Source organism: Flavobacterium sp. NPDC079362, assembly GCF_050267765.1.
In the GTDB taxonomy this organism is placed as follows: Bacteria; Bacteroidota; Bacteroidia; order Flavobacteriales; family Flavobacteriaceae; genus Flavobacterium; species Flavobacterium azizsancarii.
In genome coordinates, this window is the sequence record NZ_JBNNFM010000007.1 from 101,240 (window position 1) to 114,598 (window position 13,359).

Sequence of the window (13,359 nt, forward strand, 5' to 3'; positions counted from 1 at the left end):
TATAATATTATAACGCTTTTTTCATGCAAACACTATTATCCATGCTTTCGTACGGTGGATAATTAGGTATTACAGAATAGCCTAGTTTTTGGTATAGATTAATTGCTTCGGGTTGTTTTTTTCCTGTTTCCAGAATGGTATAATTATAGTTTACTTCGGTAGCCCAAATTTCTAATGCTTCGAGCAAAGTTGTTGCAATTCCTTTTTTGCGATAGTCAGGATGTACAAACATCCGTTTGATCTCGACGGTATCATTTTCTTTTTCTCTAAAAGCACCGCAACCCACGGCAATATCATTTTCGTAAAAAACAATTACATGTTTTATAGCATCGGTTTTATTAAACTGATTGTAAAAGGCGTGATCTTCTCCGTCTCTGATTTTTAAATCGCGGTCTAATAAAACAACCAGATTTTTAAAATCGATATCGTCAGAATTCGTTCTTTTTAAGGTGATCATAATAAAATGTACTAAAATTTATTTTTATTTGAGCTTGCTTTTCTTTTGTTTGGCAAGTTGAGCCTTAGTGTGCAAGGCTTTTTCGAGTCGGTTCTTGAAACGGAAAAGTTTTGGTAAACCTTCCAGACGGTCTTCCAGTGTAATTTCTTCGTAAACAATAATGGCTTTTTCTAGAATCCGAATCTCATTATCAAGATCGATTTGGTTTTTGTAGATTGTCGCTAATCGATCATAAGGATGATTTCCTTTAAAACCTTCGGTAATATTTTGTTCGTATAACGCAATTGCTTTCTCAATCTCTCCTGCTTTTTCAAATTCAATTGCTTTCAGGTTTCGTTCAACCTGGATGTTTTCATTGATTTCCATGGGCGTTATATGTATAGCTGTTATGCTGTTTTTTTACCGAAATCTTTTGGAAAAGTTATAAATAGGGATAAAATAATTCCGGGAATTGTAGCCAGAAATACCCAAATGAAGAAATTTCCGTAGCCTAAATATTTCTGAATAAAACCACTTAACATTCCGGGTAACATCATTCCTAATGCCATAAAACCAGTTGCAAGAGCGTAATGTGCTGTTTTCGATTCTCCCTCTGCCACATGAATTAAATACATCATGAAAGCGGCAAAACCAAAACCGTAACCAAATTGTTCTATAATAACAACGGCATAGATGTAATAAACTGATGAAGGATGAAAATGTGCCAATAATATGAAACCAATAATAGGCAGGTGCATCGTTAAAATCATTGGTAGCATCCATTTGGTTAACCCTTGTTTAGAGATTGCAATTCCGCCTAAGATTCCTCCAATGGTTAAAGCTGCAACTCCAAAAGTCCCGTAAATGATTCCAACATCCTGAGTATCTAATCCCATTCCGCCCACATTTACCGGATCAATTAAAAAAGGACTTAACATTTTGATTAATTGAGATTCTCCTAATCTAAACAACAATATAAAAGAGAGTATTAAGCCAATTTGCTTTTTCTTGAAAAAGCTGATAAAGATGGTGATGAAGCTTTTCTCGTTAACGTCTTTTGGTTTTTCTCCTGCATTTATTTCTGTTCTTGGAGTCGAAAAATAATTATATATCGTAATAAAAGTCATTAGTAAACCTACAAAAATCATGGTGTATGACCAGGCTTTGGTATTATCACCATATTTATGTTCGAGATATCCTGCTAAAAGCACGATTAATCCGTTTCCGGCCAGCATTGAGAGTCTGTAAAAAGTACTTCTGATTCCTATAAAAAAAGATTGTTTATCTTCTGGCAATACTAATAAATAGAATCCGTCACTGGCAATATCATTTGAAGCTGATGCAAAAGCAGCAACCCAAAATATGGCTAAGGTCATCATAAAAAAACCGCTGGTTGGGATTGCCAGTCCAACCAATAAAAAGGCAATAGAAATAATAAGCTGCATGGTCAGAAACCATTTTCTTTTGGTTCCTACGATTTCGATAAGAGGGCTCCAAAGTGGTTTTATAACCCAAGGCAGATACAATAAACTGGTGTAGACGCCAATATCTTCATTTGAAATCCCCAGATTTTTATACATAATTACTGATACGGAGATAATTACAGCATACGGCAAGCCAGATGCAAAATTAAGAAGAGGAATCCAAAACCAGGGTTTGTTATCTGTTTTCATTAGGTTGTGCAGGTGTATAAATTTTAAATGTCTTTTTTAAATCGATGGTAGTTGGAGTGCTTTCGTTTGCATAATAATCTATAAATGTTACAGCGCAAGCTTTGTATTGATTCATTTTTTCAGCCGGGATAGAAAACTGAATAGTTCCGTTGGTTTCACAAACTGTAATCTTATCAATTATTTTTGATGGATCATTAATGTCAACTTTCGATGTGCTTTCTCCTCCATATATTACCATATAACGCACTTTTGTATTCAACGGCGCTTTTATGTTGAAAGCATAATGTATACTGTCTTTTTGATATTCATTTACGACAGGAATATCGATGACAATGTGTTTTAAATTAGGAACTGCAGCAGGAAGCGCAGGATATTTGTATTGGTTTTCTTCTAAAATACGTACAAGATCAAAGTTTTTGTTCATGAACCATTTTGAACTGAAATAAGCACTTCCGCTTACTTTTTTGAAACTTCTGGCAAAGTCGATTTGGGTTGGGATTTCATTTATAAAATTCCAGCTTTTATCGCTATCGCCCCTGATTTTGTACGATGCATGACCAATATAAAGTGCAGTATTATTAGAATTTTCAGACCACCATTTTACCAATTTAGAATAAGAAGCTCTTGGGTTGTTCATGCTCCAATACAATTGAGGTAAGATATAATCGATCCATTTTTGATCCATCCATAAAACAGGATCGGCATACAAATCATCATAATTTGATGTCGATTGTGTTTCAGAGCCTTTAGGGTCTGCTGATTTATTACGCCAAACTCCAAACGGACTAATTCCGAATTGAACCCATGGTTTACTTGCTTTGATAGTAGTCGAAATTGTGTGTACAAAATTGCTCACATTCGCACGACGCCAGTCAGAAAGGCTTAAACCTGCACCATATTTTCTAAACGAAGCGGTATCGTTAAATGATTTTCCGGGAACTGTATAAGGATAGAAATAATCGTCAAAATGAATCGCATCGATATCGTATTTGTCAACAACTTCTTTTACGACTTTGGTTAAATGTTCCTGCACTTCAGGCAATGCCGGATCGTAATATAGTTTTCCGGCATATTCTATCATCCATTCCGGATGTTTGAAAATGTCGTGATTAGGGCTTAAAAGATTTTTGTTTAAATCGAAAGTAGCGCGATACGGGTTCAGCCATGCATGAAACTCAAAGCCTCTTTTATGCGCTTCCTCAATCATCCACGCCAATGTATCGTAATATGGGTTTGGAGCTACACCTTCTTTACCTGTTAAAAAACGGGACCAGGGAGCAAATTCTGATGGATAAAAAGCATCACCAACACTTCTGATCTGAACAATTACTGCATTATAATTTAGTTTTTTGTACGCATCTAAAATTTCCAGATAATCTGCTTTTTCTTTTTCTACGCCATCAATAGCCGTTTTTGGCCAGTCGATGTTGACCACAGTTGCAATCCATACCCCTCTGAATTCGTTTTTAGGGTATAGTATTTTTTCTTGTGAATTGGCGCTCCAATTAAAGAACAATAAAAATAGAAAAGGAAATATTAAGTGCTGATTTTTATGCATTTTAATCTTTTTTAACAGAATCCAAAAATAGTTTTTTTAGCGGACTATTTGAAATTATAATTTTGATGTGATATTTTTAATAGTTTACACCTTAAAAACCATGCCTTTTTTATAAAAATAACATAATACTAAACTCTAAATTAGAGTATAAAGTATAGGTAGCTTAATGATTCCGGTATTTGATTCTCGAAAATGGCGCTAATTCAAAAGAATAAGCATAATTATAAGCGTACGATTATTGCTTTTGAAGCAGCTGATTAAATGATACGGTCTTTTATTTTTTTTAATTTAAATTGTATTTAGTCTGGTAATGAAATTTTGCCCATAGTAACAGATGGAATTCCTTTTTGAGTGCCAAAATTAAAGCCGTCTCCGGCGACAGTTTCATTGGCTAAAATAGCAAACAAAACGGCTTCTTTAGCATCTCCGGAAATGCCGAGATCATCACTTTTGTGAAATTTGCAAGGCAATAATTCTTTCAGCCATTTTACTAGCAGCGGGTTATGCGTGCCTCCGCCAGACATATAGATTTTGAAATCTTCAAGTTTATCTAAAGAGTTTTTTACAGAATACTGGATGGCTTCAGCAATTGTTTCGGCACTAAAACGCGTTAAAGTAGCTAATAAATCAGGAGCAGAAATATTGTTGATGTTGCTTTTTGAGAGTGCTGCTTTTACATAATCGGCCCCAAAAAGTTCCGGGCCAATCGTTTTTGGAAATTGCTGGACAAAAAAAGCATTGTCTTTTAAATTGTCTAATAATACCTGATTCAATGTTCCTTTTTGTGCTATTTCAGCGTCTTTGTCGTAGCTTTTTTCAGGATAGTATTGTTTTACAAAAAGGTCAATCAAAGTGTTTCCGGTTCCTGTATCTGTTACAAAAGTTTCTTCGGGGTTTAGGGAAGCGGGTAAAAATGTAAAATTGGCAATACCACCCATGTTAAGCATAATGCGGTTTTCGCCTTTTTTTCCAAATAAAAAATAATCCCCATAAACAGCTAACGGTGCACCTTCGCCACCAGCGGCAATATGTTTTTGTCTAAAATCAGATAGTGTGATAATTCCTGTTTTTACAGCTATATGATCGCCATCTCCGATTTGTAATGTGGCGTTTGGAAATTTTTCAAGTTGGTGTAAAAACTTAGGAGCATGCAAAACAGTTTGTCCGTGTGAGGCGATCAGATCAACTTCTTGTGATGGAATATTCCACTTTTGAAGACAATTATTGATCATCTCAGCATGCAAAAGACCAATCCATTCGTTGAGAACAACCAAGTGCTGAAAATCGATAATTTTCTTGGCAAAAACTTCGCGGATTTCGATTTTGATATCTTCGGAATAATCAATCGTTTCAAATTGACTTAATTTAACGGTTGTCTTTTCACCGGAGCCTGAAATTTCGCATAAAGCGATATCAAGTCCGTCAAGAGAGGTTCCTGACATTAACCCAATAATTTTTCGGGTTTCTTTTTGTGCAATTTTATAAAGTGCATTAATATTTTTATTCATGAAAATTGAATTTTATGAAAACGGTTTCAATTGAAATGCTAAAATCAGATTATTTTAAATACAAACTAATTAAAAAGATATTCTTTCTTCAGAAGTGCTGCTGGTAAAATAAAGTCCAATATAAGTAAAAAGGCCGTTTAGTATGATGAGTTCATTATCAAATGTATATCCGATAAGTGAGGCTGAATGTTCGCTGATAAAATAAGTCAAAACTGGAGCAATGATACAAATTACCGGAACTAATTTATCGTTTACACGCCTTGACTTTTGCAATAATCCAAAAGCGTATAATCCTAATAGTGGTCCGTAAGTATAAGAAGCAGCTTTGAAAATCAGGGTAACTACAGAACTGTCGTTGAAAGAATTTAAAATAATAATAACCAGAAACAGCAATATAGAAAATCCGAAATGTACCAGATGTCTTCTTTTTACATTATTAGTATTAGAGGCATTTTCGGTTTTGTCCATTCCCAGAAAGTCTACACAAAATGAAGTTGTCAGAGCAGTTAGGGCTGAATCTGTTGTTGCAAATGTTGCTGCGATAATTCCTAAAAGAAAAATAAAAGCAGGAACAAGTGATAAATGATTGAGCGCAATTTCAGGAAAAAGTAAATCAGTTCTTGGTTTATTAGTCACTAAATCAAGCGGTACTGATATTCCGTTTTTGTTTGCATAGATGTACAATAAAGCACCTAAACTTAAAAAAATAATATTGATCAGTACAAATACTCCTGTAAAGGTAAACATGTTTTTTTGTGCTTCTCCAATGTTTTTACAGCTTAGGTTTTTTTGCATTAAATCCTGATCAAGACCAACCATTGCAATAGTAACAAAAATTCCCCCCAGAATTTGTTTTACAAAATGATATTTACTGGTCATGAAATCATCAAAGAAAAAAACTTGTGAATAATTACTTTTTCTAATGGTCGAAATGGATTCTATAACACTCAAATTAAGGCTGTCGCACACAAAATAAATGGTGATAAAAACAGAGGTTACCAAGAAGAACGTTTGTAAAGTATCTGTAATAATTATCGTTTTTAAACCGCTTTTGTAGGTATACAGAAAAATAAGTGTTAAGGCTAAAAATACTGTCATTGGAAACGGAATGCCATAGTAATCAAAAACATAGCGCTGCAAGACAATAATCACGAGATACAATCTAAAAGCGGAGCTTACGGTTCTGCTTACCAGGAAAATAGATGCGGCTGTTTTATAACTATTCACACCCATTCGTTGTTCGATATAGCTGTAAATAGAAGTAAGATTCATTCGGTAATAGAGAGGAAGCAGTACTTTTGCGATGATAATAAAACCAATTGCGTTACCTAATACAAACTGAAAATACTTGAATTGTTCTCCGTTTGGAGATCCCACTTCACCGGGAACCGATATAAATGTAACTCCGGATAATGCTGTACCAATCATTCCAAAAGCGACTAAGTACCATTTCGAGTTTTTATTGGCTTTAAAAAACGAATCGTTGTCTTGTCCTTTTTTGCTGATAACATGAGAAATGAATAGCAAAAGTCCAAAATAGACGACTATAAAAATTAATATTGTGCTTGAAGACATTTTGGTTTTTGGTTAGTTGAGGAAATTATTTTTTAGCACTATGGTCTAATAAAACGGCTCGTACACTTTTGTGTTTTTGAAGAAGTTCTGCTGCTAAATCAGATTCGATGTTGAGTTCTTCCATAATCATTTTAATGGCTCTTTTTACTAATTTTTCGTTAGATAATTGCATATCTACCATCTTGTTGCCTTTGATTTTTCCTAATTTAATCATCACCGATGTTGAGATCATATTTAAGGTTAACTTTTGAGCTGTTCCGGCTTTCATACGGGTACTTCCGGTTAAAAATTCCGGTCCAACAACAACTTCTATCGGGTGATCTGCAACCTGAGCAATAAGGCCATTGCTGATACAGGAAATGCTTCCCGTTTTAATATTGTTTTCTTTTGCTTTTTCAAGTCCGCCCAAAACATAAGGAGTATTTCCGGAAGCTGCGATTCCTATGATAAAATCTAAACTTGAAATTTGATATTGAGCCAAATCTTTCCAGGCTTGTTCTGTGTCATCTTCGGCATTTTCAACTGCTTTTCTAATAGCGGTATCTCCTCCTGCAATAATACCAATAATCATATCATGTGGCACTCCAAAAGTAGGAGGGCACTCAGAAGCATCCAGAATTCCGATACGTCCTGAAGTTCCGGCACCAATATAAAACAATCTTCCACCGAGCTGCATCTTTTTTACGATCGCTTTTACCAGTTTTTCAATTTTGGGAATTTGCTGTTCGATAATGTGCGGTACCTTTTTGTCTTCTGTATTGATGTTTTTAAGAAGCTCTTTAACGGTCATTTGATCTAGATCTTTATATAAAGATTCTTGCTCAGTTTCTGGATTTTTATTTTTCATAACAAATAAATTGGGGTTATAGTATAAAAAATCGGGGCATAACAGGATGCCCCGATTTTAGGAGGGTCTTAAATTTTTGGGTCAGCCGGAGTATTAGAATTGTTGTTTCTTTCAGAGTCCGGATAAGGATACCAGTTACGGTTTCTCTCAGCTCCGGTTGTTCCGGCGGCAGGACGCTCAAATCTTCTGCTGTCTTCGAATTTTAAACTGGACATGTACATTTCGATACAACGGTTTCTGTAAATTTCAGTCAAAATAGCAGGTTTGGTAACTGCTCCGGTATATGGTGCAAGGTTTGCTCCAATTCCGTAAGCATCAGCCGCTGCAGTTTTAGTCAAAACTTTATTTAATTCAATAACTGCCTGAGGTAAATTATCTTTTCGGGCATATGATTCCGCTGTAATTAATGTCATTTCTCCCGGTAAATAAGCAGGGATTGGTTTTATGTTAGAATCAAAAAATCCAGTTGCAAGTGTAGGGTTTGAACCCGGTTTGATGTAAAAATTCAATCTTCCGTCAGTACTTGCAGGAGCTAAAGATGCTGGTAATCCCAATGTTAAATCTATTGGTTGGAATACGTTATTAGTCGTGATCGAAACATAAGCAATTGGGTTAGGGCTTATTTGATCAAAAGCAAATACTGATTTTGCAGCAAGATCAACTTTAGCGGCATAAGCAATGGCGTTATCATAGTCTCCCACCATTAAATACGTTCTGGCTAAAAGAGCATAAACTGTGTTTTTATAATTAAGTGTGCTAACTAAACCTGGTGCACCAGTTGCTTTATCCAGCAAAGGCTCTGTTGCTTTTAATATCTTAATAGCCTCATTTAATACATCAGTTCTTGAATCGAAAGTAGCATTTTTTGCCGTTTTTAGCGGAACACTCTGAAAATATTGTACAAGAGTAGTAAGCGCCATTGCCTTAAAAATAGTAGCATGAACAAGAACACTTGATCTTTCAGTTTCGGCTGTTAGAACATCAATATGATCGATTACTTTTTGAGATTCAGATTTAATCACCAAACATTGCGACCATAGATTGTTTACTACGGCATTTTTGGTAGAAAGAACCTCGCCACCAACAGAAAGTTCACCTTCGTCAACATTTCCTGCATTTATAAGTCGGAGTTCTTTTGTTGTAAATCCGTTACCGGTAATGGTATTGTAAACAGGGCTTGTTCTGTCTACAGACCAAAGCTGTTGCAATCCGTTTGCCGCACCAATAATACCTTCTCTGGATCCAAAAACTAATTCCTGAGACGGTTTTGTTGGGTCTAAATAATCTTCGTTGCAGCTAACAAAAAGGGATGCAAAAGCAACTATAGGGATGAATATTTTTTTCATGATGTTTTTATTTGATTAAAATTGAACTTTAACGGCCAATGAATATGAACTAGGAATTGGCACTGTTCCAAAATTGTATTTCGCAACTGAAGATTGTCCGCCTGAATTTGTTTCAGGATCAAAACTGGTAAATTTATCCCATGAAATCAGGTTTCTACCACTTCCGGTAATGCTTAAATCATTAAAGAAATTGTTTAATTTTCCAAAAGAATAACTCAAAGAAACTTCTCTTAATTTCAGGTAACTTCCGTCAACAACTCTAAATTCTTCAACATTATAAACAGACCAGATATATCCACGAGGCAATTCTCCGTTAAGTTCTTTTTGAACCAATGCTCCTGAACCAACACCTTGTCTTGTTCTGTAATCAGCATCAAAAACATCTACGCCCTGAACACCATCAAATAATACAGATAAACTGAATTTTTTGTAGTTTAAATTCGCCCCAAACGAAATGATATAATCCGGATTTGGATTTCCAATTTGTTTGTTCAAAATCGTTCCTGTTGGTTGTCCGTTAGCATCTCTTTGTGCTACTCCGGTATTTACGTCTCCTTTTTCAGTTTGAGGATATCCGTTAGCAGTCAACAATAAACTTCCATCAGTGTTTCTTGCAAAATAAGTACCGTAGTAAATTCCAACTGGTTTATCCATTTCAACAAAAACAGGAGCTCCTGCTAAATTGCTGTCTAATTTAAAACGTTGCTGTGGTAATCCTGTTACTTTATTTCTGTTGCTGCTATAGTTTACAAAAACATCAAGATGCAGGTTTTCTTTTTGGATAAGCGCATATTTAAGATTCAATTCGAATCCTTTATTGTTCATTTGTCCAATGTTTTTAATAGTGTTTGTAGCACCTTCAGAAGCTGCTAACTGAACAGGTAACAATAAGTCGTCAATGTCAGCATTATAATAACTGAATGATAAGTTTAAACGATCTTTTATGAATCCAAAATCACCACCAACTTCATAAGTAACACTTTGTTCTGGTCTTAAATCTAAATTTCCTTGTTTGAAACCTTCGATAGTAAAAGTACTGTTTCCTAAAAGTGTTCCTGTAGAATAATTGGTAAAACGTGCATAAGGTTTAATAGCTGTTAAACTTCCTGATTTACCCCATGATCCTCTAAGTCTTACAGAGCTTACTACATCATGAATGCTTTCCATGAATGTTTCATCAGAAAGTACATAACTCAAACTTGCTTTTGGATAAAACTGAGATCTGTTATCGCTTGAGAAAATGGTCGAAGCATCTTGTCTTCCGGCAACAGTCAGATATAATTTATCTTTATAACCAATCGTTTCCTGAAGGTAGTAACCCCATAAATTGTATTTTGACTGGCTTGAACTTGGTGAACCCGGAATTAAAGTATTAAAAGCATTTATAGTCTCGATAAATGGTTTTAAGTTACGTCCTTCAATCGCTACGAAATTATCACGGTAAGTTTGTACATTATAACCCGCGTAAGTTGTTGCTTTCCAGTTTGAGTTGATATTATAAAGGTATCTTAAATTTAAATCATTATTGAATTGCACTACTCTGTTAGTTGCTTCAGAAACATATCCATCATTATAATAAGCAGGGTTAACGGTGTAGGTATATCTTGGGATAAATACATTTCCTCTTTGGTTGTAATTGTCTAAACCAAAAATCATATCGGCATTGAAGTTTTTAAACGGAACATAGTTCAATTGTAAATCTGTAATAATACGGTCTGTATTTTGTTTGATTTTAAAATCGTCTATGATAGAAAGCGGATTAATCCTGTTAGGATCAACAGCTAAATAATTACCGTTGGCATCTTTTTGTTTGATATCATAAGTATTGTTGGTAATGTTTATAGAGTTTATTGGGCTCCAGAAAACGTTTCCATCCGGTTTTTCATTTGAGCCTGAATTAATATAATTCAATCCTACAGTAGCAGATAATTTCGAATTGAAGTCATGTTTCAATCTTACTTTTGCACCGGCTCTTTTAAAATCTGTATTTTTTATAATTCCTTCGTTTACTAAATAACCAAGCGAAGCAAAATATTTTGTTTTTTCGTCTCCGCCTTGTAGAGAGAAGTAAGTGTCAGTTCCTACACCTGTAGTAAAAATATCATCTTGATAATCATATCGCTGAACGTTTGTAGTTCTGGTTTCAAGATCTCTTCCCAATACATTTACAGTAGTTGCGCTTGCAGGATTGCCCTGGATAGGAAACAAAGCTGGCGAAGTACTCACAAATTGTTTGTCAGACATATTCATGTCTAATTTTTTTCTAATTTGATTTGAGGTTACACTAGTAGAGAAAGTATATTTAGTTTCGCCTGCAACACCTTTTTTAGTAGTAATCAAAACAACACCATTTGCAGCTCTTGAGCCATAAATCGCTGCAGCGGCTCCTCCGTTTAATACTTCAACACTCTGGATGTCGTTAGGATTAATATCAGACGATCTGTTTTGACCAATTTGCATATTAGAGTTTCCGGAAGTTACATTCAGGTTGGTAACGTTTGTAGTTGCATTATTCAAAACAACACCATCAATAACATATAATGGGTCAGAAGAACCTAATATAGAAGAAGTTCCTCTAAGTTTGATGCTGAAACCACCTGCTGGATCACCTGAGTTTTGAGAAACCTGAGCTCCGGCAATCTTACCTTGCAAAGCTGTAGAAAGTCCGCCTGGTTGCGCCTTTACTAAATCTTCACCTTTTAAGCTTGTCACTGCGTTTCCTAACTCTTTACGAGTAGCACGCACAGTAGATCCTAATACAACAACTTCAGAAAGTGTGTTCGTCTCTTCTGCCATTTTAAGATTGACTACACTGGAGTTAGTTGAAATTTTAACTTTTTTAGAAGCAAATCCAACGAAGCTAAAAACCAGTGTTTCATTCTGGTTTACAGCGATGCTAAATTTTCCATCTAAATCTGTTACCGTACTTTTAGATGTTCCTTCAATAAGAACAGATACTCCTGGTAGAGAAAGTCCGTCAGATTCACTTGTAATTGTACCGGTTACGGTTTTTGATTGGGCAAATATGGGTTGCGCAAACAAAATAATTCCAAATAAAATAAATAATAGTTTTTTCATTTTATAATTTTTGTTTAGTTAGAGAACCGAAATATATAAACATTTTTTTTAATTAATGCGATTTTGTGCGATATTTTAAAATAAAATGTTTGATAATGCATAATAACGCATTATAATCGTTTTAAATCAAAAAAATTTCATAATAAAACTCCTATTTTTTAAATTTGTTCAATTAAAACGTGCATAATAATGCATTATCTTTTATATTTGTTTAAAAAAAGAAAATGTTGAAAAAAGAAAGGCATCAATTTATCATGGATAAATTCAAAGAGGCCGATAAAGTAAATACGATCGATCTCGCTCTCGAATTAGAGATCTCTGAGGATACAATTCGCAGGGATTTCAATGAATTGCACAACAAAGGACTTATTGAAAAAGTATATGGAGGTGCCTTTCTGGTAAAGGATAAGTCGCGTAATATATTTGATATCAATATCGTCAATGAAGATAAAAAAATAATTGTAGGCCAAAAAGCGTTGTCGTTTTTACGCGAAGGTCAAGTAATTATTATGACAGGAGGTACCACCAATTTGTCGTTTTGTAAACTCATTCCAATTGATTTCTCTGCTACAATATATACCTATAGTTTGCCTATCGCGATGCAATTGTCACAACATCCTAATATTGAATTGATTTTTATAGGTGGAAAACTGCAAAAAAATGCAATGGTAACTGTTGGTATCGATGTGGTTCAGGTTTTGTCGAAAATCAAAGCTGATGTTTGTTTTATAGGCGTAAGTAGTTTAGATGTCAATCAGGGACTTACAGAAATGGGTTATGAAGTTTCGATCATCAAAAAAGAAATGATCAACGCCTCAGACAAGATTATTGTTTTAGCAACTTCAGACAAGATCAACGGCAAAATGCCTCATAAAGTTTGCGGACTTGATAGAATAGATGCCATAGTAACAGAGTTGAGTCCTACAAGCCCCCGAATTAAAAACTTTGCAGATGCCGGTGCTCGTTTGTTTTAACTAAAAATGTTTTTTTGCAGCGGTAATAATCAATCCTATTCCTGAGTTTAATAAAGAATGATATATTTGAAGTTTATTTTCGGGGAAACAGTATAACCATTACAGCTAAAAAAGAATGAAACAGTTTGGTATTCAATTTATAATTTCAAATAGTGTCATTGTGATGCTGGCTATAATCGCTTTTTTTAGTTCTCCCGTTATGTTTGCTATGTTTTTTGTGCCGGTATTACTTATTTGTATTGTTACAAACGCAACTTTTTCTGGTATTATTTATTATATAAACCATAAAGTATCGATATTCCTATCGGTATTCATTTTTGTACTATGCGCTTGGTTTCTCAAAGTAATAAATAGAAATTCTAAT

The 13,359-nt window shown here is 34.7% G+C and carries 10 protein-coding genes; 1 reads left to right on the plus strand and 9 read right to left on the minus strand.

The annotated features are described in order from the left end of the window. Positions 1-7: 7 nt before the first annotated feature. The 9 genes from ACQKCJ_RS09020 to ACQKCJ_RS09060 form a co-directional block, all read right to left on the minus strand. Positions 8-457 (minus strand): GNAT family N-acetyltransferase, encoded by a 450-nt coding sequence (locus ACQKCJ_RS09020; protein ID WP_271335517.1) that lies wholly within the window; start codon positions 455-457, stop codon positions 8-10. A 24-nt stretch (positions 458-481) separates the two neighbouring features. Then, the gene (locus ACQKCJ_RS09025) at positions 482-823 is read right to left on the minus strand and encodes a hypothetical protein (RefSeq protein ID WP_271335516.1); all 342 of its coding nucleotides are present in this window, start codon (positions 821-823) and stop codon (positions 482-484) included. Positions 824-843: 20 nt separating this feature from the next. Continuing rightward, positions 844-2,109: an MFS transporter gene (locus ACQKCJ_RS09030; RefSeq protein ID WP_427401875.1), complete on the minus strand. Its 1,266-nt coding sequence runs from the start codon at positions 2,107-2,109 to the stop codon at positions 844-846. Continuing rightward, complete coding sequence (locus tag ACQKCJ_RS09035) at positions 2,096-3,667, minus strand: glycoside hydrolase family 10 protein (protein WP_271335514.1); 1,572 nt, start codon at positions 3,665-3,667, stop codon at positions 2,096-2,098. Before ACQKCJ_RS09035 ends, ACQKCJ_RS09030 begins: the two co-directional genes overlap by 14 nt. A 299-nt stretch (positions 3,668-3,966) precedes the next feature. After that, positions 3,967-5,175 carry an anhydro-N-acetylmuramic acid kinase gene (locus tag ACQKCJ_RS09040; RefSeq protein WP_271335512.1) on the minus strand — a complete coding sequence of 403 codons (1,209 nt, stop codon included), beginning with the start codon at positions 5,173-5,175 and terminating at the stop codon, positions 3,967-3,969. A gap of 69 nt (positions 5,176-5,244) precedes the next feature. After that, positions 5,245-6,750: a sodium:solute symporter gene (locus tag ACQKCJ_RS09045; RefSeq protein WP_427401876.1), complete on the minus strand. Its 1,506-nt coding sequence runs from the start codon at positions 6,748-6,750 to the stop codon at positions 5,245-5,247. 25 nt (positions 6,751-6,775) lie between these two features. After that, positions 6,776-7,597: an N-acetylmuramic acid 6-phosphate etherase gene (gene murQ, locus ACQKCJ_RS09050; RefSeq protein WP_271335509.1), complete on the minus strand. Its 822-nt coding sequence runs from the start codon at positions 7,595-7,597 to the stop codon at positions 6,776-6,778. Positions 7,598-7,665: 68 nt separating this feature from the next. Then, positions 7,666-8,943, minus strand: a complete 1,278-nt coding sequence (locus ACQKCJ_RS09055; protein ID WP_271335508.1) for a RagB/SusD family nutrient uptake outer membrane protein — start codon at positions 8,941-8,943, stop codon at positions 7,666-7,668. A gap of 15 nt (positions 8,944-8,958) precedes the next feature. Continuing rightward, entirely contained in the window at positions 8,959-12,021 is a 3,063-nt protein-coding gene (locus tag ACQKCJ_RS09060) for a SusC/RagA family TonB-linked outer membrane protein (RefSeq protein ID WP_427401877.1), read from the minus strand. A gap of 224 nt (positions 12,022-12,245) precedes the next feature. On the opposite strand from ACQKCJ_RS09060, the gene ACQKCJ_RS09065 reads away from it, so the two are divergent. Next, positions 12,246-12,995 (plus strand): DeoR/GlpR family DNA-binding transcription regulator, encoded by a 750-nt coding sequence (locus ACQKCJ_RS09065; protein ID WP_271335506.1) that lies wholly within the window; start codon positions 12,246-12,248, stop codon positions 12,993-12,995. The last annotated feature ends 364 nt before the right edge of the window (positions 12,996-13,359 follow it).